The 25728-nt window shown below is 62.7% G+C and carries 20 protein-coding genes and 1 pseudogene; 12 read left to right on the top strand and 9 right to left on the bottom strand.

All coding sequences use genetic code 11. The features are described from left to right. Positions 1-116: 116 nt before the first annotated feature. Positions 117-518, bottom strand: a complete 402-nt coding sequence (locus WBN46_RS13330) for a CopL family metal-binding regulatory protein (protein WP_337731990.1) — start codon at positions 516-518, stop codon at positions 117-119. A gap of 160 nt (positions 519-678) precedes the next feature. Between WBN46_RS13330 and WBN46_RS13325 the strand changes: the two genes are divergently transcribed. Then, positions 679-1680, top strand: coding sequence for a glucokinase (locus WBN46_RS13325; RefSeq protein WP_337732222.1), 1002 nt, complete (start codon positions 679-681; stop codon positions 1678-1680). Positions 1681-1910: 230 nt separating this feature from the next. Here the strand turns inward: WBN46_RS13325 and WBN46_RS13320 are convergent, their stop codons facing one another. Together WBN46_RS13320 and WBN46_RS13315 are read right to left on the bottom strand one after the other, a co-directional pair. Then, positions 1911-2534: a hypothetical protein gene (locus WBN46_RS13320; RefSeq protein ID WP_337731989.1), complete on the bottom strand. Its 624-nt coding sequence runs from the start codon at positions 2532-2534 to the stop codon at positions 1911-1913. Between the two features lie 72 nt (positions 2535-2606). Further along, positions 2607-2882: a hypothetical protein gene (locus WBN46_RS13315; RefSeq protein ID WP_337731988.1), complete on the bottom strand. Its 276-nt coding sequence runs from the start codon at positions 2880-2882 to the stop codon at positions 2607-2609. 414 nt (positions 2883-3296) lie between these two features. Between WBN46_RS13315 and WBN46_RS13310 the strand changes: the two genes are divergently transcribed. The 5 genes from WBN46_RS13310 (at position 3297) to WBN46_RS13290 (ending at position 9584) form a co-directional block, all read left to right on the top strand. After that, entirely contained in the window at positions 3297-5060 is a 1764-nt protein-coding gene (locus WBN46_RS13310; protein WP_337731987.1) for a Mu transposase C-terminal domain-containing protein, read from the top strand. Positions 5061-5131: 71 nt separating this feature from the next. Further along, on the top strand, positions 5132-5944 hold the full coding sequence (locus tag WBN46_RS13305) for a TniB family NTP-binding protein (RefSeq protein ID WP_337731986.1): 813 nt from the start codon (positions 5132-5134) through the stop codon (positions 5942-5944). A gap of 1370 nt (positions 5945-7314) precedes the next feature. After that, the gene (locus WBN46_RS13300) at positions 7315-7941 is read left to right on the top strand and encodes a DUF4142 domain-containing protein (protein ID WP_337731985.1); all 627 of its coding nucleotides are present in this window, start codon (positions 7315-7317) and stop codon (positions 7939-7941) included. 160 nt (positions 7942-8101) lie between these two features. After that, a complete protein-coding gene (locus WBN46_RS13295; RefSeq protein WP_337731984.1) occupies positions 8102-8863 on the top strand; it encodes a DUF72 domain-containing protein in 762 nt (253 codons plus the stop codon). Beyond that, positions 8856-9584, top strand: a complete 729-nt coding sequence (locus WBN46_RS13290) for a DNA-formamidopyrimidine glycosylase family protein (RefSeq protein ID WP_337731983.1) — start codon at positions 8856-8858, stop codon at positions 9582-9584. The genes WBN46_RS13295 and WBN46_RS13290 overlap by 8 nt, the downstream gene beginning before the upstream one ends. Positions 9585-9718: 134 nt before the next feature. On the opposite strand, the gene WBN46_RS13285 is transcribed toward WBN46_RS13290, so the two are convergent. The 4 genes and pseudogenes from WBN46_RS13285 to WBN46_RS13270 form a co-directional block, all read right to left on the bottom strand. Then, complete coding sequence (locus WBN46_RS13285; RefSeq protein WP_337731982.1) at positions 9719-10699, bottom strand: NAD(P)/FAD-dependent oxidoreductase; 981 nt, start codon at positions 10697-10699, stop codon at positions 9719-9721. A 95-nt stretch (positions 10700-10794) separates the two neighbouring features. Then, a complete protein-coding gene (locus WBN46_RS13280; RefSeq protein WP_337731981.1) occupies positions 10795-13425 on the bottom strand; it encodes an excinuclease ABC subunit UvrA in 2631 nt (876 codons plus the stop codon). 71 nt (positions 13426-13496) lie between these two features. Beyond that, positions 13497-14357: pseudogene (locus WBN46_RS13275) on the bottom strand (NAD(P)H-hydrate dehydratase); the annotation flags it as partial. Then, positions 14354-15121: a histidine phosphatase family protein gene (locus WBN46_RS13270; protein ID WP_337731980.1), complete on the bottom strand. Its 768-nt coding sequence runs from the start codon at positions 15119-15121 to the stop codon at positions 14354-14356. The gene WBN46_RS13270 and the pseudogene WBN46_RS13275, both read right to left, overlap by 4 nt. A 670-nt stretch (positions 15122-15791) precedes the next feature. Here WBN46_RS13270 and WBN46_RS13265 point away from each other — a divergent pair. Next, positions 15792-16256 carry a hypothetical protein gene (locus tag WBN46_RS13265; protein WP_337731979.1) on the top strand — a complete coding sequence of 155 codons (465 nt, stop codon included), beginning with the start codon at positions 15792-15794 and terminating at the stop codon, positions 16254-16256. Between the two features lie 326 nt (positions 16257-16582). On the opposite strand, the gene WBN46_RS13260 is transcribed toward WBN46_RS13265, so the two are convergent. Beyond that, positions 16583-17269 carry a M23 family metallopeptidase gene (locus WBN46_RS13260; protein WP_337731978.1) on the bottom strand — a complete coding sequence of 229 codons (687 nt, stop codon included), beginning with the start codon at positions 17267-17269 and terminating at the stop codon, positions 16583-16585. A gap of 3 nt (positions 17270-17272) precedes the next feature. After that, positions 17273-18235, bottom strand: coding sequence for a L,D-transpeptidase family protein (locus WBN46_RS13255; RefSeq protein WP_337731977.1), 963 nt, complete (start codon positions 18233-18235; stop codon positions 17273-17275). A gap of 447 nt (positions 18236-18682) precedes the next feature. Between WBN46_RS13255 and WBN46_RS13250 the strand changes: the two genes are divergently transcribed. The 5 genes from WBN46_RS13250 (at position 18683) to ligD (ending at position 25438) form a co-directional block, all read left to right on the top strand. Continuing rightward, entirely contained in the window at positions 18683-20368 is a 1686-nt protein-coding gene (locus WBN46_RS13250; protein ID WP_337732221.1) for an AarF/UbiB family protein, read from the top strand. A 341-nt stretch (positions 20369-20709) separates the two neighbouring features. Continuing rightward, positions 20710-21612 (top strand): Ku protein, encoded by a 903-nt coding sequence (locus tag WBN46_RS13245; protein WP_337731976.1) that lies wholly within the window; start codon positions 20710-20712, stop codon positions 21610-21612. Positions 21613-21796: 184 nt separating this feature from the next. Continuing rightward, on the top strand, positions 21797-22144 hold the full coding sequence (locus WBN46_RS13240; RefSeq protein WP_337731975.1) for a CBS domain-containing protein: 348 nt from the start codon (positions 21797-21799) through the stop codon (positions 22142-22144). A gap of 9 nt (positions 22145-22153) precedes the next feature. Continuing rightward, positions 22154-22780, top strand: coding sequence for a GIY-YIG nuclease family protein (locus WBN46_RS13235; RefSeq protein ID WP_337731974.1), 627 nt, complete (start codon positions 22154-22156; stop codon positions 22778-22780). A gap of 81 nt (positions 22781-22861) precedes the next feature. Further along, positions 22862-25438 carry a DNA ligase D gene (ligD, locus tag WBN46_RS13230; protein ID WP_337731973.1) on the top strand — a complete coding sequence of 859 codons (2577 nt, stop codon included), beginning with the start codon at positions 22862-22864 and terminating at the stop codon, positions 25436-25438. The last annotated feature ends 290 nt before the right edge of the window (positions 25439-25728 follow it).

Raw genomic sequence — 25728 nt, 5'->3', positions numbered from 1 at the left:
AGCATCCTGTGCATCGTCGGCGCGACCGACCGCTGTGGCGGTGGCGTCCGTCGTGGTCGTGGATCCGGCGCGCGACACGCGCCACCGGCCCTGCGGAAAGCCGCGGGAATGCGGCGTCAGGCCGCCAGGATGGGAGGTCGGTGACGGTGCGACAGGCGTACGGATGCGTGGGCATCGGCACGGTAGGCGGGAGCTTCTGCCTGCGGATACGGCAATGCCCCGAGCGGGGTCAGCCAGGTCAGTGCAGGCGCGTGCTGGGCACAGAAGCCGTCGCAGCTCCCTGCCTTGCAGCAATCGGGCAGGCCGGCGTCGGCGTCGTGGTGACCGGAAGAAGCGTCGCCGTCCACCGGCATCGCCATGTCCATGCCCTCGTGGCACGGTGGCGTGTCCTCGGCAGCCTGGACGGCGGCCGCCACGTCGCCCATCGCCATGCGCGTGGCGGCATGCGCGTACGCCGTGCCGTTGAGCAGCAACGCCAGGCAGAGCAGGGCACGGAGCAGGGGGGCGAACCGGGACATGCCCGCATGATACGCCATGACCCGTGGACGTACCTTTCCGTAGGGTGAGCTGCGCGCCGTCTGCGGTCGGCCCGCGCCACGATCGGGCAACGACACGTTATCCTTGTCGCGCAATTCAGGCATTGGGCAGCGTGGCATCCGCATGGCAGGCACGGTAACGATGGACAAGGTGCCGACAGGCGTTCCCGCAGCACACCCGCAGGATGTTTCGCGTGCACGCATCATCGTCGCCGACGTGGGCGGCACGTATGCCCGCCTCGGCTGGATCGACGCCGACGGCAGCAACGACATCCACGATTACCGTCGCTACGCCTGCGCTGAGCATCCGGATCTCGCCTCCATCCTCCACGACTATGCGGCCGGCACGCCGTGCCATGGCGCGGTCGTGGCCATCGCCGGTGTGCTGGAGGGCGACCGTCTGATCAATTCGAACCTGCCGTGGGCGGTGTCGGTGGAACAGACGCGCGTGGGTGCCGGCCTGGCCTGGGTACAACTGATCAACGATTTCGAAGCCGTGGCCAATGCGGTGCCGACGCTCGCGCCGGACACGCTGTCGCCGCTGACACCGCTGATGGCATCTGGAACGTCGTCGCCGGCGCTGGTGATCGGCCCGGGCACCGGGCTGGGGGCTGCGGTCTGGATCGAAGGCCAGCCGCCACGGGTGTTGCCGACGGAAGTCGGCCAGGCGTCGCTGGCGGCCGGCAATGCGCTGGAGCTGGATATCGTCCGCCGGTTGCTGAAGGACCGGCCGTACTTGCACAACGAGCACGTACTGTCTGGGCCTGGCCTGATGAATCTGTACCGGTGCCTGTGCGAACTCCGCGACGCGACGCCGGTGCATGCGGATGCCGGCGCGCTGGTCGCGGCCGCGGAATCGGATGCGTTGGCAAGGGAAACGCTGGAGACGTTCTGTGGGTGGCTGGGCAGCGTGGTCGGCGATCTGGCGATCATCTTCGGCGCCCGGGTCGTGTATCTGGCGGGCGGCGTGACCGCGCACATTCCGCAGTTCCTGCACGACGGGCGCTTCCTGCAGCGGTACCTCAACAAGGGCGTGATGACCGAGCAGCTGGAACGGGTGCCGGTATGGCGGGTGGAGCATGGGCAGCTGGGGCTGCTGGGGGCTGTGGCTTGGTATAGGCAGAATGTCGGTTTTCCTGATTGATGGAAGCTGGAATACCCCTTAAGAATCCGCCACATAGCGCGGAGGCTCCACGTTGGCGAGCCGTGGGTGTCGCATTTGGACACGATCTAGGGAAATTCAGCGGGCCCGGCGGCCTATGCCGTTGGGGGAATGTGGAAGAATTCCGGTACGACCCTTGTAGCGGTTAAATCAAGGCCGCGTATTGTGGAAAGATTCCGGCTTATATTGCTTGGGACCGCAGAACCGGGCTATCACGCATGCGTTGCGGATGATTTGCCGAATGCTTCTTTTTGAATGTCAACGAAACGCTCTGCTGACAGCACTGAGGAGTATCGCCGCAAGCACAGCGCAGCGAATGGTCCGAACACCACCAGGCAGAAGATGGTGAGGCTTCCCGCAATCTGCCACGAGTAGGCTAGCAACTGACCGAAGAACACCAGCGGTGCAAACGCAATCATCGCTAAGACAAAGTAAAAGATAAAATAAGTAGCCTTCAGCAGGCTGCGATAACCCCCGTTTTTGTAGCTCTCACCGTAGCCAACACTGGCACTGCTATCAGGCACGCCGTCGACAAAATCTAGGTACTCACGACCCCTCTGATAGAGCTGGAACGCACGACTGGGTCGAGGAAACGAAAGGACGTACAGAATCTCGGGGGCGCCCAGATTTGAGTGGGGATAGATTGCGCGATATCCCATTTCTACGAGTAGCGGATGAGGATTGGACTTAGTTTGTGCGATGTATTCCTGCACGAACGCGTAGTTGGAGCGATGACTCACAACGCGGGAACCCCCGATCTGACGTACAAGCTGAAAGACGCCGATGAGTGCGCTCAGCAGAGCGATGGCTTTAAGCCCAATGTCTAGATTTTCCATTCTGTTGACTTCCTTGCCTGGGTGAACACGCACGCCTTCTCACTTGTTGTCTTGTCAGATTACTTCAGACCTTTACTGTCCCCGAAGTCCCTGCAGAACTTCCTCTACTCGCTCGGGCTTGGCTGCGTACTTGCGCACGACGGCTTCCATCGCGCCCGCGTCATGTGAATCCAGTTCGTGTCGCTCGAGATAGAGCGCCATGGACTTAGCTCGTAGAGCGGCTATGCGTGCGTCATCTGGAACATCGCGAACACGCTCCACCGCAAGCATTTCGCTAATGGTCGACATCTGCGCCTGGAAAGTGGAAAGCGCCAGTTCATAAAGAAGTAGCCGCCGGTCGTCGTCCATGCTTGTCCTCTGTATCACTTCGCTGCTCGCACCCATCTGCAGGCTAGGAAGTCCACTGCTCACCAATAAATGGTTTTAAGAAACCAATATATGTTTTATTGGTAAGTCATTGACTGGAAGTGGATTTTTCGACTGAAAAAGCGTATCAAGGGGCGTCTTAAATCGACGGAGAACCCTCTATGACCTAGCGGTGCAGGATCGTCTCCTGAGGCTAGAAAAGCGAAGGCCCGAGCGGGCGTGCTCGAGCCTTCAGTCATCACCGGTTGATCCGCCGATTGACCTAGCCTGCGCCCACTTTTTCCCGTCGTCAAGAGGGGCAGGGGGTTTGTGCGCCGCGGGGTCGGGATACCGACCATGCCAAACCGCTCACGTCTGAATTCACCGATCGCTGCACTCCGTCTGGCTCCAGGCGTCATGGCTGTCTGGCAGGGGCGCGCTGTCCGCATTACCGCCGTACGAAGCCTCTCCGAGATTCAGTTTTGCGTCCTCGGCACAGCTGAGCATGTATGGAGCAGCGCCGAGGAGCTCTCCGCTCCTGTTGCCGAGCTCAAGCCCAAGGCGCTGGTCCATCCGCAGGATGCCGACCCGTTGCTGGAGCGCGAGGCCATGGCATGGCATGACGCACTGGGCACGTTGCCCCTGCGCGCAAGCACGTCACAAATTGGGGTGGTCGCTGCCCGGATGGGCGTCGACCGACGAACCGTTCTACGCCGACGCGCCCTTTACTTGGCCGATCCCTCGCCAAACTCGCAATTGCGAGCCTTGCCCGGGCCGGCACCGGGTTCGCGGCGGCTGCCCCCGGCCGTCGAAGCGGTGATTAATCAAGCCATTCATGACATCTATCTCACACGGCAACGGTGTCCGGTCTCCGTCGTATTGCTCCATGTACGAATGCTGTGTGAGCAGAGCGGGCTCGAGCCCGTCAGTCGCAAGGCAGTTGAAGCTCGCATTCGCGCATTGGACCCCATGTTCGCCGCCAGGAAGCGCCTAGGTCCGGAGCTCGCGTTGGCGGTCCAGGCTCCTTCCGTAAAAGGGGTTACTACCCATCGGGCCCTACAGTTGGTGCAGATCGATCATGCGATCATCGATCTCGTTGTCGTTAGCCCCGATACGCGACTACCCATCGGACGGCCATGGATCACGTTGGCGATCGATGTGCACACCCGCTGCGTGGTGGGCTACTACTTGAGCATGGACGAGCCGACACAAACCTCCGTGGCGTTGTGTCTGGCCCATGCCTGCCTGCCCAAAGACGCCTGGCTGCGTCGCTGGGATCTGAAAGGGGACTACCCCATCTTTGGCAAATTCGAGGCCGTCAGCTGGGACAACGCGCGAACGTTTCGCACTCAAGGTATCGAGGCCCAGTGCCAACGGTACGGTATCGAGGTCGTTCTCAGGCCTGTGAGAAAGCCGCACTACGGAGCCTACATTGAGCGTTTGATCGGCACCCTGATGGGCAAGATCCACCTGCTACCGGGTACGACATTCTCCAATCCTCAGCAACGCAAGGACTACGACTCCGAACGTCATGCGGTCATGACGTTGACGGATCTAGCCAAATGGATCGGGCATGAAATCGTCGACGTCTATCACCACACGCCGCATCGGGGTTTAGGCGGGCTCACGCCGCGGGCCAAGTGGGATGCGGCATGGACACAAGCTGACGGCACGGTCACGTTACCGCCGCTGATCGCCGACCCGCGCCACTTCATGGTTGGTCTGCTTCCTCGCAAAGAGCGCTCAGTGACGCGAGAAGGAATTTCCCTTCATGGTTTGCGCTATTGGGATCCGGCCATTGCACAACTTATCAACAACAAGCAGCGCTACTACGTCCACTTCAATCATGGGGATCTGACCAAGATCTACCTGCACTATCAGGGCGACTACATCGACGTCCCGCTGATTGATCGTACGCGTTCGCCGTTTACTTGGGATGAGCTCAAGGAAGCCAAGCGGGCACTGGCCAAGACCGGCGCCCCGCGTGCAAAGGAAGCGGTGGTTTTCGCGGCCATTACCGAGCAACGCCAGATCCAAGACAAGGCCGCCGCGACGTCAAAACGGGCGCGGCTGAAGAAGGCACGTCGACCCGAGACGCCCAGTGTGACACCTAAGTCCGCACCGGTGGACTACACGTTGCCATTGAAACCGCTCAATCTGGACGAGGCCAACGATCTATGACTGCGCCAGCGCATCTGCTTCCTGAGACGGCGGCGCTGCTGTCGTTGAGCCCGCGCCAACGGTGTCTCAGCATGCGTCAGCAAAAGTTCGTGCCCTACCCAGCGGGTATGGCCGCCTTGCGCTGGCTCCGCTACCACTACGATTTTGAAGCCGGGCGAGACCGTCCGCAAAGCCTGCATCTTATGGGTGCGCCCGGGATTGGGAAATCACGGGTTCTGACCCACTACGCCGCGCTGCATGCCGTCAGCGAAGCGGACAGGGACAGCGATGGTCACCTCCAGCGTCCAGTGGTTCTTCTTGAAATGCCGTCGTCCGGCGATTTTCGGGCTTTTTGCAACGAATTGATGGCCACCTGTATTCCTGGCTTTCGAGCCCAGACCGCGGCCACGTACTTACAACGCGTGGGCCCGGCGCTTAGGCAATGCGGGGTCAAGCAGTTGTTGATCGATGAAGCCGGCAATCTTCTCAATGGCGGTAAACATGCGCAGCAGCATTGCCTATCGTTGCTGAAGTCGGTCACCAACCAGGGCATCACAGTATGCATTGCCACCACCGAGAATATGCGCGCTGTCCTCGCCGCAGACGACCAGCTGTTATCGCGCTTCACCCGCGTCGTGTTGCCTGAGTGGACCGAATCCCAGGATCTGCGCCAGTTTCTGCTGGGGATCGAAGCGCAGTTACCGCTGCCCGAACCCTCGAACCTCGCTCGGATGGAGATCGTACGGTGGTTGATGGCCCGCGGTCTGACCGTGACCTCGCCGTTGCTCAAGCTGCTACGCGAAGCCGCCACGTTGGCGATAGTGGCAGGCGAGCCGTGCATTACCTTGGCACGACTGGAGCAGGCGGTAGCCGGTGAGCTGCCCCCGGACCTCGGGCTCGCGTAATGGACTTCTCCCTCCTGCCGTATTGGCCCGTTGCGATGCCCGGGGAAAGCAAGCAGTCCTGGATGGAGGCTGTGCTGGAAGGCCTGCCGATTATCGAGCGCGATGGCTGGGAGATGATCGCCGCTAAGCGGTTAGAGCCCGAACGCCCCGACCGAGGAGAAGCTTGGCGCGGTCTACCACCACAGCTGGGAGACATTGCTGCAATTCCCCCTGCGTGGCGTGTGGCTCCTCATCGACGACACATCTATTGTCCCCAGTGCTACCTCGACCAAGCAGGGCACAGACGCTGGCCGGTCTGTAGCGCCTGGCTAGATGTGCGTCAGCTTCGCTGCCTGACGCACGGAGGTTTGCTGGTGTACCAGAACCCACGGCTGGGGGTAGATGAGGGTTTGCGGCGTTGTGCGGACGTGCCAGAGATGGCTGCGTTATGTGACTGGGCGGCGCAGTGGATTAGGCTCGATCGCGTGGGGATCCGAAAAGCGCGCTATGAGTGTCACTGGCGGCGGGACTTAGTCCACTTGATCTGCCGCAACTGGACGCCAGCACGCTGCCATTCGGCGGCAGGCTTGGGCGCTTGGGAGTTGACCCAGTGGGGCTGGCCGCGCGAGCACCCCGGTGGCCGTTTGGACGCAGGCTACCCAGGCCGGCTAGGAGACCTTCCTCCGAAGGAGCGGATAGGGGGCCTATTGCTGGCCTTCCGATGTTGGCAGATGTTCCGCAAGCAACCCGTTCCCATCCCGCCTTTGCCGCGTGCGGCTTGGATATGGCTAGCCAAGCGATGGATTAGGCGTTTGGAGGGTAGCGCGCGGAAAGAATTTACGGCGCAGAGTATGAATTTGATCAAGCATTCGCAGTAGGTGGCCAAACACCAGAGACCAGCTGACCTGCGGGGCAGGTTGGATTGCAATGGTGAGGAAGGTCGACATAAGCGGCGCAGGGGAGGGGTACTGATTAGGGATCGTTATCGGGGGTAGGGTGGACGACGGCAGCCTACCCATTCAGTTAATACTTGGTGCTGTGTCGCGAGCACTAGCGACTGTCAACGGATGGACAGCATCAGCTGTCCTGTTGACCATGCGGGCAGGCCACGGCATCCACCTTGTTCATCGTCTACTCCATGTTTCCGGACAACTAGGTTTTCAGCTGCCTTTTGCTGACCGCGCCGGTGGAGCAGTGATTGAAGAAGAGATCACGCCCGAACTGATGCAGCACGTCTTCGCAACACCTTCACGCCAATCTAAACGCTGTACATATTGCACATTGCGTTCACGGGCCTGAGCGTTCTCTAGTAGCCAAGCCAACATACGGACAGGTTCCCATCCTGAAGGATTTTCCGGTTCGGCCCTCACCCCACAAGCCGGAGTTGCATCATGAAAGCTCGCCACCTGTTCGTCCTCGCCGCCGTGTCCATCGGCGTGGTGTCCTTGTCCGCCTGTCGCGACAACCATAACGATGCTGACGTCATGGCCGAGACTTCAGACGCAGTCCCCGTCTTGAACACCGACCCCACCGATGAAACAGCCGAAGCCATGGCTGCCACCGGTCGACCCGACATCCAGCCATCCCTGGACGAGCGTAATGCTCTTGGCGTCTTGAACGCGATCAATGACCATGAAATTGCCGCCAGTAAACAGGCCCTCGCCAAAGGCGTAAAAGGACCTGTCGCAACCTATGCGCAGATGATGATTGATCAGCATACCGAGAACCGAAAAAAGACATCCGCACTCAATCCGGAGAACGCGGCACCCGATGCAGATGGGCAACGCAAGAAGAGCGAGCGAGCGCTGGCCATGCTGAACGAGAAGAGCGGCGATGTGTACTCCAAGGCTTATGTTGCTGCCATGGTGAAGGATCATACGGAAGCACTCGCGACGCTGGATGGAAAGCTGATACCCGCCGCCGGCCGTGCAGAGGTCAGGACACACTTGGCTGTGACGCGTGAGCATGTGGCCAATCACTTGGCGCAGGCCAAGCAACTGAATGGCGCGGCGAACTAGGCCAAAACTATTCAGGTCGTTCGCGTTGGCATCGTGAGTGCACGGTACCAACCGTCCACATGAGACAGGATCAATCGGGCGTCTGCTGAAGGGATCCGACCACCAACGTCACTCCCCTGTGACGTTCCCTATGACACCCCGGTGCAAGGAACCCAGCTCAATGCAGGCAATCAAGGTCGGCTGTGCAGGCTGGTCCATTCCCCGCCAGAGCTTGGCACTGTTCGGCGAAGGCGAATCGATGCTCGCGCGCTACGCCACCCGTTTCGCAGTCGTGGAAGTTAACTCATCATTCTACCAACCCCACAAGCCGGCCACCTACGCGAGATGGGCCTCCTCGGTTCCGGGGGATTTCCGTTTCTCCGTCAAGATCCCCAAGTTGATTTCCCACGAACTCGCCCTTCGTCATTCCGCTCCGGCGTTGGACCGCTTTCTGGGCGAGACAGAAGCGCTTGGCAGCAAGCTGGGGGGCTTCCTTCTCCAGCTGCCGCCCAGCCATCTGCTCGACGCCCGTGTCGCGTCGACGTTCTTTCGGATGTTCCGCCATCGCTCGCAGGCACCGCTCGTCTGCGAACCTCGGCATGTCAGCTGGTTTTCCAGCAGCGCGAAGGCATTGCTGCAGCGGTACGGCGTCGGCCGCGTCGCCGCAGACCCGGCCCTAGTCGATGATGCCCGCCGCCCCGAAGCGGTGTCGCCTTGGCCATATTGGCGTTGGCACGGTTCGCCGCGGATGTACTACAGCGCATACACGGAGGACAGTCTGCAGCAGCTTGCCATTGCGGTCGTTTCCGCCAGATGGCCCGCCTGCCCGTGGATCATTTTCGACAATACCGCACACGGCCATGCGACTGGCAATGCGGCGCTCCTACAGGATCTACTACGGACACTTTCATCGCCGCGGACGCCCGAAAATTCGCATGCCTGAAGGCCCATCCATCGTCATCCTGAAGGAGGCGACCGCCCACTTCAGCGGCAAGACCGTCCGCAGGGCGTCGGGCAACAGCAAGCTCGACCTGAGCCGAATGGAAGGCGAGCGCGTTGTCGCGCTGCGCAGCTGGGGCAAGCATTTCCTCATCGAGTTCCGTGATTTCAGCCTGCGTGTTCACATGCTGATGTTTGGTTCCTACCTGATCGATGAAGAAAAGCCGGCCAATCCTCGCATGTCCCTGTTGTTCGACAATGGCGTGCTGAACTTCTACGCATCTTCGCTCAAATACATCGAAGGGCTTCTGGACGATACCTATGACTGGCGCATCGACGTGATGAGCCCGGAATGGAAGCCACAGCTCGCCAGGACCAAACTTGAACTACAGCCTTCGGTACTGGTCTGCGATGCCTTGCTGGATCAAGACATCTTTGCAGGCGTTGGAAACATCATCAAGAACGAGGTGCTTTTCCGCGTCGGCGTCCATCCTGCCAGCGAGGTGGGGGCGCTCCCGCCGCGGAAGCTCGGCCAAGTGATAGTGAAGGCTCGCCAGTACAGCTTCGAGTTCCTTGAATGGAAGAAGCAGTTCGTCCTTCGCAAGCACTGGCTGGTGCATACCAAGTCCACATGCCCCCAATGCGGCCAGCGCATCGCAAAAGAATACCTGGGCGTGCGCAAACGGCGATCATTTTTCTGCACGCGTTGCCAGACACTCTATTGATTGGCGCAGCTTTCGGCCTGCCAAAAAGGGCCATTTGGATGCTGCCGATAGCCAATTGCTGAAGTGTCAGCCGTAGCTTCTAATGCAGCACTAGGCTCATCCTTTCCAGGAGATTCAAGAGCAAACTCTTTGCGTTAGCGCAGGACCGGGTCTAGACGACGATGGATGGCGGTAGCCGCGATGGCAGCATGGCCGAAGGCCACGGATATCTGGTTCAGATCCGTAGCCACATCGCCAATGGCGTAGAGACCCGGCCGCGACGTCTGCAGATGGGCATCCGTTAGGATCGCGCCGTCCTTTGCCATCGTCGCGCCGGCCATGGCTGCCAGATTGCTGCGCGCGGGTGCCCCCATAGCGGCATAAAGGGTATCAAACCGATGCGTGCCGCTCGCCACGTCGCTCGCTTCACAGGTGTCGTCCCTGCAGGAGAGATGGTGCAGTTCGGGGAGGACCTGGATGCGAAGTTCGGCCGCACGGCGCAACGCCTCTTCTCGAACCTCCGCCAGGACAGGCACGGAATCTGACAAGGGAACCACGCTGACGCGAGACGAGAAAGTGCGCAGAAAGCAGGCGTGCTGGATGCTTTGCACCAAGGGTCCCACAACCCCGATGTTCTGGTCCGTCGCCTCATATCCGTCGCAGATTGCGCACAAGCGGATCAGTCCGCGCGCTATCGCATCATCAATGGATCCGTCTTCCAGGTCAGGAACCCGATCCCGAACACCGGTGGCCAGTACGACACTTCCCGCATGCCAGGTCTGGTTTTCATCACGGACTTGCCAGCCATTGGGGCTAGCTGAGATTCCAACAACGCGTCGTTGCACGGGAGCAACGCCATAGGTAAGCGCCTGCTCTCGCAGTTTGTGGAGGAGTTTCTCACCAGAGACGCCCTGAGGGAAACCGGGACAATTGTGAGTCTCCGGGATCCAGCGGGCCCTGCTGAAACCATCATCGAAGAGCCGCACACTTCTATGGAATCGGCGCAGGTATGTGGCAGCCGTAAGTCCTGCAGGGCCGCCACCTACGATGATGCAATCAAGTCGGGCATGGCCGCCATGGTCCCCTCCCTCGGGGTCGTAGGTGGAGGCCGTCGCTTCTGCGCGTTTGAGTCTCATCCTGGCTGCCCTATATGTTGACGCGTCAAAGCGCTGTGGCCGAACCAGAGAGCGTGCTCCAAAGAGAACTGCATGGAAACGCGTCCCGTTCCAAGCTAGCCGCGCAGTGCATTGGCTAGATGGTGCGATGTGGGGCCTTTCGAGCGCGAAACTTTCTCCGGGGTGCCTTCCGCCACGATCCGCCCCCCTTGTTCGCCCGCCCCGGGCCCGACATCGATCACCCAGTCGCTGTCGGCGACCACGCGCATGTCGTGCTCCACCAGGATGACGGTGTTGCCGGCATCGACCAGGCTGTGCAACTGCGTCATCAACTTGTCCGTGTCGGCGGGGTGCAGGCCCGTGGTGGGCTCGTCCAGCACGTACAGCGTGTGGCCGCGTTGGGCCCGCTGGAGTTCGCTGGCGAGCTTGATGCGTTGGGCCTCGCCGCCGGAGAGCTCGGTTGCCGGCTGGCCGAGCCGCAGATAGCCAAGCCCGATATCCTGCAGCAGGTGCAGCGGTCGCCAGACCGACGCTTCCTCCCGGAACAGCTCCGATGCTTCGTCGACGGTCATCGCCAGTACCTGCGCGATGTCCTTCCCACGCCAACGGACCTGGAGCGTCTTCTCGTTGAAGCGATTGCCATGGCAGGTAGGACATGGCGCGTACACGCTGGGCATGAAGAGCAGCTCGACATGCACGGAACCCTCGCCCTCGCACGTCGGGCATCGTCCCTGCGCAACATTGAAAGAGAAGCGGCCGGCACCGAACTTCTTGGCCCTGGCCGCGGGAGTGGCCGCAAACAACCGGCGGACGTGATCGAACAGGCCCGTGTACGTGGCCAGGTTGGAACGTGGTGTACGGCCGATGGGTTTCTGGTCCACGTTCACCAGGCGATCGATCGCGGCCGCGCCCTCCACCAGCCTGCCGGACGCGCGGGCGGATTCCGGGGGCTGCCGCAGTTCGATGTCATGGTCTTCGGCAACGGGTTCATGGCCCAGATGGTCACTCACCAGTTCGACCAACGCCTGGCTCACCAGGCTCGACTTGCCGGAACCCGAGATCCCCGTCACTGCGGTCAACGCGCCCAGCGGAAAACGGACGTGGATGCTATGCAGGTTGTTGCGATGGACCTCCGCTAGCCCCAACCATCCCGAAGCTTCGCGGCGGGTGCGCGGCGTCACCGCACCGGTGGGGAACAGGTAGCGTCGGGTATGGGACTCGGCCACCTGCTGCAAGCCGGCCGGCGGGCCGCTGTAGAGCACGCGTCCCCCTTGTTGTCCCGCGCCCGGCCCGACGTCTACCAGCCAGTCCGCGCGACGCAGCATGTCCAGGTCGTGTTCGACCACGAACAGGGTATTTCCGGCCGCCTTCAACTGGTCGAGGGATTCATGGAGTGCATCGGCATCCGCCGGATGCAGGCCGGCGGTGGGTTCGTCCAGCACGTACACCACGCCGAAGAGCTGGGAGCGGATCTGGGTCGCCAGCCGCAGTCTCTGCAGTTCGCCGGCGGACAAGGTGGGCGTGGTGCGATCCAGCGACAGGTAGCCGAGGCCCAGGGCCTGCAATGCGGCGATCCGCCTGGTCAGGTCCTGTGCAATGCGTGCCGCCGCGATGCGCTTCTCTTCGGACAAGTCCGGCGTGCGGCGTACATCCGTGCTGCCGGCGTGGGCCAGGCCGCCTTTGGCCACGCGCTGGGCGGTATCGTGTCGGCTGGCTGCCTTGCTCCGCGTACCCGTGCGGGCGGGTCGGGAAAACTTCCCCAGCGCCGCGGGCGCCAGCGTCTGGGCGATGCGGTCCAGTGACAAGTGGGAGAGCGTTCCGATGTCCATGCCAGCGAAGGTCACCGACAAGGCTTCGCGCTTGATCCGCCGCCCCTTGCACACGGGACAGGGGGCACCGGTCATGAAGCGTGCCACGCGCTTTTTCATCTGCGCGCTCTGCGTGGTGGCAAAGGTATGCAGCACGTACTTCCGTGCGCCGATGAAGGTGCCCATGTAGCTGGGCTCGGTCTTGCGACGCAGTGCGGTGCGCGTCTCCGCTGGCGTGAAGCCGGGATAGACCGGCACGGTCGGCTGTTCGTCGGTGAACAGGATCCAGTTGCGATCCTTGCGAGGAAGCGTCCGCCAGGGCGCGTCGACGTCGTAGCCCAGGGTGACCAGGATGTCGCGCAGGTTCTGGCCATGCCAGGCGGGGGGCCACGCTGCGATCGCACGCTCGCGGATGCTCAACGAGGGGTCGGGCACCATCAGTTTCTCGGTGACATCGTAGACGTGGCCCAGGCCATGGCAATGCGGGCAGCCACCCTGCGGCGTATTGGGAGAGAAGTCCTCCGCATACAGCATCGGCTGGTTGGCGGGATAGGTGCCCGCGCGGGAGTACAGCATCCTCAGCGAACTGGAAATCGTGGTGACACTGCCCACCGTGGAACGCACGTTGGGGGTGCCGCGCTGCTGCTGCAGCGCTACCGCGGGCGGAAGTCCCTCGATGCTGTCCACGTCCGGCACGCCGGCCTGGTCGATCAGGCGGCGCGCATACGGCGACACCGATTCCAGATAGCGACGCTGCGCTTCCGCGTAGAGGGTGCCGAAGGCAAGCGATGATTTGCCGGACCCCGAAATGCCGGAGAACACGACCAGCGCATCGCGCGGCACATCGACATTGATGTCCTTGAGGTTGTGTTCGCGCGCGCCCCTGACACGGACGAAGCTGTCAGGCGGGCGACGGCCTGCTAGCTTGCGCGCAGTCATTCCGCGGCCCCTGCCAGCGTGCGGCGTGGCTTGCCGCTCCGTGCCGCTTTCGATGGCGACGGACCGAATGCTTCCAGCAGACGCGGCACCTGCGCTGGCAGTTCGCGCGCCAGGAAACCAAGGCTGCCCTGTGCTCTGGCAAGCGCCTCCCCGGCACGGCCATGCAGGTACACCCCCCAGACGGCGGCCTGTTCCGCGCTCGCGCCCCGGGCGGCCAGCCCGGTGATGATGCCGGCGAGGACGTCACCCGAACCCGATGTTCCCAGTCCGGGTCCGCCCCCGGTGTGCCGCCACAGGCGTCCATCCGGAGCGGCGATCAGCGTCTCCGGCGCCTTCAGCACGACGATCACCCGCGCATGCGCCGCGAATTCCCGTGCCAGTTCCGCAGGCCGCGCGTGCACGTCTTCGATCGGCGTGTCCAGCAAGGACGCCATCTCGCCGGCGTGCGGCGTGATGACCGGGGCAGACCGGAATCCATGCACGTGCTGAAATGCGGCGATGGCACCTGCATCGGCGACCACCACGCCCGCGGCATGCCGGGACAACCGGGCGACAAGGTTGCGCAGGGTCGGCGTGTCGTCCATGCCGGCGCCGATCAGGAGCGCGTCGGCGCCGGCGCATGCCTGCTCGAGCGCCGGCGACGAACGGCAACCGCCGCTGCGCGTCGTGGACAGCGGCGTTACCTTGGCCTCCGGAACGGCAAGTGCAAGGCCCGCTGCCACGCTGGCCGGTGTGCCGATCTGCAGCTTGCCCGCGCCGGCACGCAATGCCGCTTCGCCGGCCAGCAGCGCGGCACCCGGTACGTCCGGCGAGCCGGCAACCACCAGCACGCGGCCACGATCTTCCTTGCTGCGGATGGCGTCAGGCGCGGGAAGTGGCCAGGCACGCAGCAGCCTGGCATTGACGGGCACCGGTGCGTGGACACGCTTCATTTCGGGCCTGCGGGTGCATCTGCCGCGACCGTGACGGTGGCGTGGTCTTCCAGTTCCGGAGGCACGTAGTTTGCCCGCCGCAGGGCGAAGCGCTCGCCTTCGTGTCCCTGCACGAAGCCGTATTCGGTGATCGAGCAGTTGGGAACATCCGCCAGCCTGTCGATCTCCAGGATGGCCTTCTCGTCCATGCATTCGAGCAGGTAGCGGAAGCAGTTGACGATGACCTGGTGCGCCACGATCACGACACGGTCGCCGACGTGGTCGCGCCTGAGCACTTCCACCACGCTGCGCAGGCGCAGGATCACGTCGCACCAGCTCTCACCACCAGGGGGGCGGAAATAGAACTTGCCTACCAGTGCGCGTTGCTCGGCCAGCTCGGGAAAGGTCGCCCGGATACCCTGGCTGGTATAGCGGTCCAGGATGCCGAACTCCTTCTCGCGCAGACGCTCATCCAGCGAGATCTCATCGGCATCGATGCGCAGGCGCGTCGCGATCGCCGCACACGTCTGGTACGACCGCACGAAGGGCGAACTCATCAGGTGGGTGGGGCGCTCGTCAGCCGGCAGCGCGTCGAACCATGCGGCCAGCGCCTGCGACTGCTGTTCACCCAGTTCGGAAAGCGGTGTGTCGGCATCGCGGTGGGCGAGATCGATCAACGTGGCGCCGGCGAGTTCGGCCGCATCGCGCGCGACGTTGCCGGCACTCTGCCCGTGGCGGATCACCCAGAGGCGGGCGGGCCAATCCGTGTGCTGGAGCTTCGGCACTGCGCTTCCCTGATGCTGGATGGGAGGCTCAGCGTACCGGGAGCGGCGTGAAATCTTTGGCGACGCCTGTGCATACATCCCACAGATCCATCGTAACGATGATCCATGAGCCCTATGAGGTGACTTTCAGAGTACGCCTTGGCGATCAACAACCATCGCCCGCGTCCAGAATCGCGCTTCAACGACCATGTTATGCAGCCTCATGGACCTGCATGTGCCTGAGCCGTCCGGCGGCGGGGTTGCCCACCGGTGGCGCCGTGCTCCGACTCGGGATCATTGCGCTCTTCATTCGTCCGCTTGCCCGGGTTCTCTCCTTGCACGGTAGGCGCGGTGGGCCGTCGCGGTTTCTCGAATACATTGGGCTGGTGTTGTGTGGGTCTAGAGTTCTTCATAACCATGTCTGGACTTCCGAAAGACAATCCCACGTTGCTCCCGTCGCCGTGTGCAGACCGTGAGGAAGATGACTCCGGAAACGAAAGCCGGAAACGAGTCAATGCACGATGGTGAGCGCGAGCTTGATCTTTGGGAATCCGTGGTAAACGTTGCGCGCTCGTGAGCAGAAAATTGGCTTATTTTCACGTGCACGCATAGCAGTTGCGTTCACTGTCACTCCACTGATGCCAAAGGCTTCAGTTTCCCCAATCGGTTCATTACGCTGGAGTGACATGCAATGAGCGACATCAAGAAAGACCACAACATTGGTGCGGGTACCGGCGCCGTCGGCGGTGCGATCGCGGGCGCCGTGGCGGGCACCGCCGTCGGAGGCCCCGTCGGTACGGTCGTTGGCGCAGTGGCGGGCGGTGTGCTGGGAGCGAAGGCAGGCGATTCGCTCGCAGAGTTGGTGAATCCGACCGAGTACATCGCCAACTTCGAAGGCCAGTATCGCCAGACGCCGTACTATACGGAGGGTCGAGAGTGGGATGACTACCGTCCAGCCTACAAGTACGGTTACGACACGTATGGCGAATACAGCGGCCAGAAGTTCGAAGATGTCGAAGGCGAGCTCGAACGTAAATGGGCAGCCACCCGCGATAGCTCGCGCCTGGACTGGCCACAGGCGAAAGGTGCCGTCAAGGACGGTTGGCACTATATCGAGCGCAAGCTTCCGGGCGATTTCGATCGGGACGGCCGCTGAGCTCCCTCGGTGAAAATCCGACGCGACGATGGATCAGTCGCGGACACAGGCACTTCATGCTATGGAGTGCACTCCACTGAAAGTGGCAGCCGCCACGGATGATTTCCCATGACTACTCCACGCGAACAACAGGGCAATCGCCAACTGCAACCCGGGCAGAATCCGAACGAACCGCATAAGGCACCCAGTCGCAAGGACAGGGAACCGGGCGAATAAGATGAGTGATCGAAGCCCCCGTACAACGGGGGCTTTCTCTTACACGGATTCTTCCCGTGCAAAGGAAGTCGGACAATCTCGCCGCAGGATGCCGTCTGTTCCTATTGCGGTCACCCACCCGACGAGGCAAGCAGTGGATAGGGATTGATGGCGGTTCCTTCCCACCAGCGACGCTCTGCCCCCAGCACGAAGATGGCGAAGTGCAGGTGCGGAGCGTCCGGGCTCGCATTGCCGGTGCTACCAACATATCCGATCATCTGTCCACGCTTGAGCGGCTGTTTTTCTGCAAGACCGGCCACGTACCCCTGCAAATGGGCGTAGTAGTAGGCGTACTTTCTCTGGGGATCAAACTGATAGATCGTCAAGCCGCCGCGTTCGCTGTAGAACAGCTTTTCCACATGCCCGTCCGAGACGGCGAGTACGGGGGTGCCCGCGCTCGCCATGATGTCGATGGCATCGTGCAAACGGCCCTCGCTGCGCGCATCGGTGAAAGTGTCGGCCAGGTCGGAAGCAACTTTGCCTTGCACGGGGATGAGCAATCCAGGTGACGTCTTCTCGCGCAGGGAGAACGGCGCGTTGGAAATCGGCAAGGCAGGGGGAGGCAGCATCTCGGGGACGGCGGGATGCGTGGCTTCCAACGGCGTCGCGTTGACCGCCGACGAGGCATTGGCAGGCGGTACCGTGAGAGCTTGCGATGCTGCCGTCATTTCTCTATCGGGGGTGCGCGAGATGTCAATGCCGCGGTAGAGCGCCACACCCAGGATCACCGCCGCGATCAGCGCCAGCAGGTATCTCATGCCTCACTCCTGCATGACGACAACGACGTCGGGCCCGATCGCCGCCGCGACGCGTTCGACATCCCAGTTGGTGAGACGAACGCAGCCATGTGACTGGGTCTTGCCGATGCTGGCAGGCTCCGCTGTGCCATGCAGGCCGTAGTGTGGCTTGGATAGGTCGATCCAGCGCGTGCCGACCGGATTGTTCGGTCCGGCAGCCAATGTGGCTCTGGCATGTGTGGGGTCCGCATCCCAGAACAGGGCGGGATTATAGTGGAAGGTTGGATTGACCGCGGTGGCCACGATCTTCCACTCGCCTAGGGGCAGCGGATCGTGCTGGCTGCCCGAAGACACGGGGTACTGCGCGAAGGGGTTTCCTGCGGCATCAACCAGGGTAAGGGTCGAGTCGGACTTGTCCACCACCACCTTGGTTGCCTTCGCCGGAGCTGCGACCCCCACGACGTTGGGCACTTGAAGCTGCGTGCCGGCCTTGCTGAAGTCTGCCGTGGGATTGAGCTTGCGGAGTAGGGCCGGGCTGGCGTGGAAACGTTCACCCAGTGCTTCTTCGATGGATTCGAAGCCAAGAGATTTCAGCTTGCCTTGCTCCATCATGTCTTGGGGCAGCGAGGCGTAGTTCTGGCCCACGTCTTCGACCGTAAGGGCGTACGCCACCAGCACGGGGGCCATGTCCGCATTGAGTGCGGCCCAAGTGCCAGCGTCCAAGTCGCCGGTCACTGGAAGCGCCTTGGCCTGTTGGTAGCCACGAACGGCGCGCCGCTGGTTGGAGCCGGCAAACCCATCGATTTCGCCTGGCGAAAAGTGAGCGCGATCCAGCAGCACCTGGGCACGCAGCTGACCTGCGGCACCTACGGTGGTGTCGAGTTCATTGGCTGCCACGGCGAGTGGACTTTCCGCAGCGTAGGCGGTCATCGTGCTCAATAGAGCAATGACCAGCGGAAGCGACAGACAGCGGGGAATGCGCGTCATGAATGATCCAGAGGAAACAAGAGGTGCTTTAAAGAATGCGCGAGAGGCATGTTTGCTCCGTGAAGGCGGGTAGGGTGCGTGGCACGAAGCCCGCCGAAACCTGAGGCCGCACTCAGCGCGGTACTGCGTCGTGTGCCCCCGGGTAGTCTTGTTCCGGATCGGGTTTTGGGCTGTCCCGATCCTGGAGTTGATCGTGGTCCTTCCAGCGTGCTTTCTCGTTCCTGTGCTTGTCGGGCGTGTCCGCCTTGGCGCTGTCGCTGTGAGCGTTATCGCGATGCGTGCGGGTCCGATTCATATGGGTGCCTGCATTCATTAGAGCCCGGAATGGGCGTATACGCATTGAGCATGCCCCAGCGGTTATCGCAACGTGATCATGCCGCGTGTTCGTTCACGACAAGCTCACTACCTCGGTCATAACAATCCGGAACAGCAACATTGAGGTTCGGCATGAGCAGTGAGACAGAATCGACTCCGCAGACCGGCCGGCTGGCAAGGCGCGCCACCATTCTGCAGTTCCTGTTCCGCTACCGGAAATCCGGGGTCTTCAACGGACTGGCACTGGACGCGGACCTCGAACAGGAGGACGTAGCCGAGGAAGGCAGCCCGGAACGTTTCGCCGACGAGCTGGAGGCGATGGGTCCGACCTTCGTGAAGCTTGGCCAGATGCTCTCCACGCGCCCCGACTTCGTGCCACCTGCGTACGCCGCCGCCCTGGAGAGGATGCAGGAAAACGTCGCGCCGATTCCTTACGATCTGGTGCGTGAACAAGTCGAGGATGCGCTGGGTGTGCGGATCAGCAAGGCTTTCGAAGCCTTCGATGAAACACCGTTGGGATGCGCGTCGCTAGCGCAGGTGCACCGCGCGACCTTGCGCGATGGACGCGAGGTCGCGGTCAAGGTCCAGCGGCCGGGCGTGGCGCAGCAACTGCTTAGTGACCTGGAACTGCTGCGGGGCGTCACCGACGCCGCGGATCGCATGACCGAGCTGGGCAGGCACGTGCGCTTCTCCGAGTGGTTGGCGGAATTCTCACGTTCGCTGATGGCGGAACTGGACTACATTGCCGAGGCGGAGAACCTCGAGCGGTTCCGCCAGCACCTGCTGCCATTCAAACGGCTGTGGGTACCCGCGCCGATCTGGGACTACACGAGCAAGCGTGTGTTGACCATGGAGCTGGCCCAGGGCACGCGGGTCGACCAGATCACCGGTTTGCGCCGCACTGAGGAGTCGATGACACCCTTGGCAGAGGAGCTGCTGCGCGGCTATCTGGACCAGATCTTCGTGCATGGCGAGATCCATGCCGATCCCCATCCCGGCAACCTGCGCGTCACCGATGACGGACGCTTGGCGATCTTCGACCTGGGCATGGTGGCCAATGTCCCTCCGCGTCAGCGCGACCGCTTGTTGAAGCTGCTATTCGCCGCCGTGGACGGCAGGGGCGAGCAGGTCGCCGAAGAGAGTATCTCGCTGGGAGTCCGCCTTGATGACTACGACGAACCGCGCTACCTGCGCGAGGTAGGGCAGTTGATCTCGCGGTACAGCGCGCACCAGGCCTCGATGTCGGAGGGCCGTGTCGTCCTGGAACTGGTCCGCATCGCGACGCAGTGCGGTCTGCGTACGGCGCCGGAACTGAGCTTGCTGGGCAAGACGCTCTTGAATCTGGATACCGTGTGCCATGCATTGGCCCCCGGGCTGGACACACAGCGGCTGGTGGAAGACCAGTTGCAGCACGTGATGCGTGCGCGCCTGCGCAAGTCGCTGTCCTCGCCCAATCTGGCCAGCGAGATGATGGAGGTGCAGGCGCTGATGCGCGACGGACCGCGCAAAGTATCCGATATTCTGTCGCTCGTCGCTGAGAACCGCTTGCAGATGCGCGTCACCGGATTGGAAGAGTCGCGGTTGATGGAGAACCTGCAGAAGATCGCGAACCGCATTTCGATCGGGGTAATTACCGCAGCACTCATCATGGCCTCGTCGCTGATGATGCGTGTTTCGACCCCGCACACGGTGTGGGGATATCCCGTAGTGGCGTTGGCATTGTTCCTGGTCGGCGTAATGCTGGGCTGCGGGATCGTTATCAGCTCACTGCTGAGCGATCACCGTGCGCGCAAGCGGGAAGAGGCCGGGCCACGGTAGCGCCGTCGCCATTACGATGGGCGAGGCAAGCATTTCATTCACTTCGCGGGTCAGGTAGGGGGTTCTGCGCAGGCCGGACAAAGGTCGGGGGAAAACCTGGGTGGCGTCGCGTGTCTGCGAATGGCTGCACGACCCGACCAGTGAGTCTTTCGGGATGGTGGGCTGCGGCGTCAGCGCCCTGCTGGCGTTTTCGTCGTACACAGACCCCCGGAAGATGGGGGAACTGAGGCTGCCGAGCATCTGGCCGGAGCGCGCGGACAGCCGCACCGTCCCGCTTCACATGGTCTTGCCTACGCACGCATGAAGATCAGGGCCTCAGCCGTAGCGCCCAAGGTGTTGCCATGCCACGTCCCATCTGGACCGGAACCCTGTCTTTTGGCCTGCTGAACATTCCGGTGTCGCTGATGTCGGGCGAACGGAAGGTGGACATCAGCTTCCGCATGCTGGACTCGCGCGACAGGAAGCCCATCCGGTTCGAGCGGGTGAACGCGGAGACCGGCGAGGAGGTGCCCTGGAAGGACATCGTCAAGGCCTTCGAATACGACAAGGGCAGTTACGTGGTTGTCGAGAAGGAAGACATCCAGTCTGCGGCCCCGGAGACGCACGAGTCCGTGGACGTGGAAGCCTTCGTCGATGCCGACAGCATTGGCATCCGCTTCTACGAAAAGCCCTACATCCTCGTTCCCGGCAAGAAGGCAGAGAAGGGTTACGTGCTGTTGCGGGAAACCCTGAAGAGCACGAAGAAGATCGGCGTGGCCCGCGTGGTCATCCGCACGCGCGAATACCTGTGTGCGGTCATCCCCGAAGGCGACGCGCTGGTGCTCATGATGCTCCGCTACCCGCAGGAGCTGGTGGATCCGGATGAGTACAAGCTGCCCTCGGGCAAGGCCGCCGACTACCGCATTGCGGCCAAAGAAGTGGAAATGGCGAAGAGTCTCATCCAGTCTATGGAGGCGACCTGGGCGCCGGATTCCTACCATGACGAGTTCCGTAAGCGTCTTGAGGCGATCATAAAGAAGCGCATCAAGGCGAAGGGCGCGACCACGAAATTCATCGATGCTCCCGTCGAGCATGACGACGCGGCAACCAATGTCGTGGACTTCATGGCACTGTTGCAGAAGAGCCTGGACAGCAAGAGCAGGACGCCCGCGAAGAAGACCGCCGCACGCAAGACGCCGACAAGCAAGGCTACAAAGAAGAAGGCTCCCGCCAAGCGGACGACGAAGCGCGCGGCGGCGAAGTAGGCAGTAGTGATGCCCACAGGTGCGGAATCCGTGCGCTTTGCCCCGGCAACGATGGCCGGGAACGCCAGGTCATCGACTAGCCGTTGCCGGTTCTCGTCTCCATCACCGCTGGCGTTGCGTGGATTGTCCCGACGAATGGACGGATGCGAAAAGATCATGGCCAAGGAAACGAAGGACGGTTCGCATGAAGGTGCGTGATGTCATGAACCCGGATGCCTGCGTGGTATCTCTGGATGACACCGCGCAGCAGGCCGCCACCCTGATGGCCGAAAATGACATCGCCAGTCTGCCCGTAGTCGACGAAGGTCAGCTGGCCGGTGTGGTAAGTGATCGAGACATCGCCCTGAATGTCGTCGCTGAGGGTCGGAGTGCATCCACCTGCGTCCGTGACGTCATGACATCCAGGGCGATCTACTGCATCGACGACGAAGACGTTGATGACGTTCTCTCGCGAATGGCGATGCTGGCATCGAACCGGCTTCCCGTGGTGGACCACGGCGGAAAGCTGGTCGGCATCCTCATCCGCCGCTGACGTCGCATCATGGCTGGACGGACGATCGTCCCATTGGATGGCGTGGGCACGGGGGCGTCGGGTGGCGCGTTCCTCTACGTGTTCCCGTGCGCCTACGAGGACTACGCCAAGCTCGGCATCTCGAAGGAGCCGTTCGCTCGGCTGTCCGCCTTCGCACCCCGCTACTTTGAGTTCTTCGACCTGGAGCGTGGCTGGCTGGTGCGGGCGGACGCCGTACGCGAGGCGCGACAATGGGAAACCCGATTGCACCGGCACCTGCATGCGCACGCCGCACCCCCGCCGCTGCTCGTGCCACGTCGAGCCGCAGGCCATACCGAATGGCTGCGCGGGGCGCAGGCCGCGCTGGAAGCGGCGCGAGACGACTTCATCCGCCGAGGGTTCACCGTGCATGCGAGCCTGCGGACTTGGGCCCGGGAGCGTCTGTTCGCCGAGCGGTGGCGACTGGCGACGATGGAGCAGGCGGCGGTGGCAACATGGGGCGCGATCGAATTCTGGCCCTGGCAGGTGGAGCACACGCCATTGGCGGCCGTCCGCGACAGCCTTGATGCTTGTCGTGCGCTGGAGGTCGAGTTCTCCGGTGTCGTTTCCGCTGCGTTGCGCGATTGGCACCGGCGCAGCAGCCTGCTGCCTCCCTGAGCAGGAAGACGGCACAGGCACGCGCATGCACATCGCGTTGACGACCCGCGTCGCATAAAGGGGGCGTTGAAGGAGGCGGTGATGAGCCTGGTGGAGTATCGGCGCAAGCGCCGTTTTGACAGCACGCCCGAGCCTGCGCCGGGCAGCCGCTTGCCGCGCGGGCGCCGCCCCATCTTCGTCGTGCAGCTGCATCACGCCAGCCATCGTCATTACGATTTCCGGCTGCAGGTTGGGGACACGCTGAAGAGCTGGGCGGTCCCCAAGGGCCCCAGTCTGGATCCGGCGGTCAAGCGCCTGGCGGCGGAAGTGGAAGACCACCCCGTCGACTATGCCGATTTCCAAGGCGAAATACCGAAGGGCGAGTATGGCGGCGGTCATGTGGCGACATTCGACAAGGGTCTCTGGACCACCGAGGGAAATGCGGAGGAACAGCTTGCCAAGGGCCATCTGCGTTTCGAGATGTTCGGCGACAAGCTGAAAGGCGGTTGGCATCTCGTGCGGACGCAGAAGCCTGCACGCACGCCGCAATGGCTCCTCTTCAAGGAGCGTGACCGCTACGCCAGCAAACAGGAGGCCGACGACCTGCTGGAGGATGTCGCCCGCGCGCCGGCGAAGCCGGCGCGGCCCAAGACGGGAAAAGCGGCAAAGGTGGCAAAGACAGCAAAGGCGTCTTCGTCTTCGCGTGGGTCGCCGAAACGCTCCGACCCCTGGGGCGCACGCGCCGCCAAGCTGCAGGGTGCCAGGGCGACGAACGACCCGCCGTCATTCCGTTCGCCGCAGCTCGCCAAGCTGAGCGCCACGGTGCCCGCAGGCGACGAGTGGCTGCATGAGGCGAAATGGGATGGCTATCGCCTCATCGCGCAGATCAACCGCGGCAAGGTGCGCCTGTGGTCGCGCAACGAACTGGAGTGGACGAAGAAGGTACCGGAGATTGTCGGCGCGCTCGAGGCGCTTGGGCTGCAGGACGCCGTGCTCGATGGCGAACTGGTGGCGGGGGCAGGGCGCCAGGAAGACTTCGGCCTGCTGCAGGCCGTGCTGTCCGGCGAGCGCAATGCCGTGCTGTCCTATCTGCTGTTCGACGTACTGCAGGTCGACGGCGTGGATCTCTCGCGCAGTCCCCAGTACCAGCGCAAGGCGCTGCTGGCGGAAATCCTGAAGAAGCCGCCGCCGCACCTGATCTACAGCTCGCACATCATCGGCCGTGGCGAGCAGGCCTTGGCCATGGCCATCGAACGCGGCCTGGAAGGCATCATCTCCAAGCGCGCGGATGCGTCCTACCACGGCGGGCGTGGTGATGCCTGGCGCAAGATCAAGCAGCGCAACGCGGAGGAGTTCGCCATCGTCGGCTTCACCCCACCCAAGGGAAGCCGCGCGGGCCTGGGCGCCCTGTTGCTTGCCATACCGGATTCCGACCATGGATGGCGCTACGTGGGTCGCGTGGGTACCGGCTTCAATGCGCAGCTGCTGGCCGACCTGCCGACCAGACTCGGCCGGGATGCGCGCGCCAAGCCCATGGTGCACGTCGCGGTGGATGATCCCGAGCTGCGCCACGCCCGATGGGTGCGACCGCACCACGTGGCGGAAGTGTTCTTCCATGGCTGGGGCAGCCAGGGGCTGTTGCGGCAGTCGTCGCTCAAAGCGATCCGCGCGGACAAGACGGCAGACGATCTGCGGGAGGCTGGAATGCGCAACCCGACGGAAAAGCCGCAGCCCTCACCAACGGAAAAAAAGAAAAAGCGCTCGGCTTCCGTGGTGACCTTGAGCAGTCCTGGTCGGGTGGTGTTCGCGGAAGGTGGCATCACCAAGGCGCAGGTGTTCGATTACTACCAGGCGATGCTGCCCTGGCTGCTGCCCGAGCTGGCGGGGCGGCCACTGTCGGTGGTGCGTTGCCCCCAGGGCGCGGACCGGCCGTGCTTCTTCCAGAAGCACCACACGGCCGGCATGGAGCACGTGGGCGCCGTCAGCATCGAGGAAGACAGCGGCGAGCGCGCGGACTACCTGGTGGTGGAAGAGGGAACCGGATTGCTCGAGATGGTCCAGTTCAATGCGCTGGAATTCCATCCGTGGGGTGCCACCGCGGCCTCGCCCGACAAGGCGGACTACATGGTCTTCGACCTGGACCCCGGCCCGGGTGTCGCATGGCCGCAGGTGGTGGAAGCCGCGCGCCAGGTGCGCGGGCGGCTGGAAGCGATGGGACTGGATTCGTTCGTGCGGACATCAGGCGGTAAGGGCCTGCATGTGGTGGTGCCGCTGAAACCGGCGTGCCCATGGACGCAGGTGAAGCCGTTCGCGCATGCCTTCGCCGAATCGATGGCGGCATCGGAACCGCTGGCATACGTTGCGACGGCCAGCAAGAAATTCCGCAAGGGTCGCATCTTCATCGACTACCTGCGCAACGGCCGCGGTGCCACCAGCGTCGCCTCGTTCTCGTTGCGTGCCCGGCCGGGAGCGCCGGTGGCCATGCCGTTGCGCTGGAACGAGCTGAGGCGGGTGAAGGCAGGCGATGCCTATGACCTGGTGTCGGCGCGTCGCCGCATGGAACGCATGAAGGCCCATCCGTGGGGTGCATGGACCAGGGTCAAGCAGGACCTGGACGGCGCAATGCGCCTGATCGACACGATAGTCCCCAAGGCGCAAGGGAAGCAGCGCAAGAATTGATGACGCGAACATCCGGACGGGGAGGGGATGATCCTTACGTCAAACTGACTTTTGCAGATCGCTGGCGGTTCACGCATGTGGCCACTATCGGTCAATGACAGGTACCAGTTGGGGCCATGCCCCGATCAATGACGAGGATCCACGTATCCCGAACAGTGCCTTGCTCTACTGTTGCCTTGCATGCCTTCTCCGAAGCACCGTGGAGCAAGTGCCGCCTGCAGTGCGCTGGCAGCATCCATGAACAGGACGGCACTCGCAGCCGTGCACGCGGTGCTTACATTATCCATTCC

Origin of the sequence: Pseudoxanthomonas sp. CCNWLW251, from assembly GCF_037402255.1 — a bacterium.
In the GTDB taxonomy this organism is placed as follows: Bacteria; Pseudomonadota; Gammaproteobacteria; order Xanthomonadales; family Xanthomonadaceae; genus Pseudoxanthomonas_A.
The sequence above is the reverse complement of the archived record's forward strand: the minus strand, read 5'-3'. Positions and strand labels throughout refer to the sequence as shown.

Coding starts and splice junctions, on each gene's coding strand:
- WBN46_RS13330 (WP_337731990.1), bottom strand. CDS start 518: ATGTCCCGGTTCGCCCCCCTGCTCCGTGCCCTGCTCTGCCTGGCGTTG.
- WBN46_RS13325 (WP_337732222.1), top strand. CDS start 679: ATGGACAAGGTGCCGACAGGCGTTCCCGCAGCACACCCGCAGGATGTT.
- WBN46_RS13320 (WP_337731989.1), bottom strand. CDS start 2,534: ATGGAAAATCTAGACATTGGGCTTAAAGCCATCGCTCTGCTGAGCGCA.
- WBN46_RS13315 (WP_337731988.1), bottom strand. CDS start 2,882: ATGGACGACGACCGGCGGCTACTTCTTTATGAACTGGCGCTTTCCACT.
- WBN46_RS13310 (WP_337731987.1), top strand. CDS start 3,297: ATGGCTGTCTGGCAGGGGCGCGCTGTCCGCATTACCGCCGTACGAAGC.
- WBN46_RS13305 (WP_337731986.1), top strand. CDS start 5,132: ATGCGTCAGCAAAAGTTCGTGCCCTACCCAGCGGGTATGGCCGCCTTG.
- WBN46_RS13300 (WP_337731985.1), top strand. CDS start 7,315: ATGAAAGCTCGCCACCTGTTCGTCCTCGCCGCCGTGTCCATCGGCGTG.
- WBN46_RS13295 (WP_337731984.1), top strand. CDS start 8,102: ATGCAGGCAATCAAGGTCGGCTGTGCAGGCTGGTCCATTCCCCGCCAG.
- WBN46_RS13290 (WP_337731983.1), top strand. CDS start 8,856: ATGCCTGAAGGCCCATCCATCGTCATCCTGAAGGAGGCGACCGCCCAC.
- WBN46_RS13285 (WP_337731982.1), bottom strand. CDS start 10,699: ATGAGACTCAAACGCGCAGAAGCGACGGCCTCCACCTACGACCCCGAG.
- WBN46_RS13280 (WP_337731981.1), bottom strand. CDS start 13,425: ATGACTGCGCGCAAGCTAGCAGGCCGTCGCCCGCCTGACAGCTTCGTC.
- WBN46_RS13265 (WP_337731979.1), top strand. CDS start 15,792: ATGAGCGACATCAAGAAAGACCACAACATTGGTGCGGGTACCGGCGCC.
- WBN46_RS13260 (WP_337731978.1), bottom strand. CDS start 17,269: ATGAGATACCTGCTGGCGCTGATCGCGGCGGTGATCCTGGGTGTGGCG.
- WBN46_RS13255 (WP_337731977.1), bottom strand. CDS start 18,235: ATGACGCGCATTCCCCGCTGTCTGTCGCTTCCGCTGGTCATTGCTCTA.
- WBN46_RS13250 (WP_337732221.1), top strand. CDS start 18,683: ATGAGCAGTGAGACAGAATCGACTCCGCAGACCGGCCGGCTGGCAAGG.
- WBN46_RS13245 (WP_337731976.1), top strand. CDS start 20,710: ATGCCACGTCCCATCTGGACCGGAACCCTGTCTTTTGGCCTGCTGAAC.
- WBN46_RS13240 (WP_337731975.1), top strand. CDS start 21,797: ATGAAGGTGCGTGATGTCATGAACCCGGATGCCTGCGTGGTATCTCTG.
- WBN46_RS13235 (WP_337731974.1), top strand. CDS start 22,154: ATGGCTGGACGGACGATCGTCCCATTGGATGGCGTGGGCACGGGGGCG.
- ligD (WP_337731973.1), top strand. CDS start 22,862: ATGAGCCTGGTGGAGTATCGGCGCAAGCGCCGTTTTGACAGCACGCCC.